General features: G+C 36.6%; 1 pseudogene. It reads left to right on the forward strand.

What is annotated here, in order from left to right:
• Positions 1 to 262: pseudogene (locus ACFQ95_RS25975) on the forward strand (hypothetical protein); the annotation flags it as partial.

The raw sequence follows: 262 nt of genomic DNA on the forward strand, positions 1-262 counted from the left end.
GTATCCAGAAGGGAATATGTTTTACAGATTAAGAATTTAGAAACTGGCGAACTATTAACAGATCGTATTGCAAGAACCTCAGGCGGGGCAGTGTGGGCTTCGGATAATCAAACGATATTTTATACTTCTAAAAATCCAGTCACTTTATTAAGTGAGAAAATCAAGAGGCATCGTTTAGGCACTAAGGAAACTGATGATGCTGTGGTATATGAAGAAAAAGATAATACCAATTACATCGGTGTAGATAAATCCAAAAACGGAG

It is taken from the genome of Variovorax sp. HJSM1_2 (assembly GCF_049316285.1).
GTDB lineage: Bacteria > Pseudomonadota > Gammaproteobacteria > Burkholderiales > Burkholderiaceae_C > Rhodoferax_B.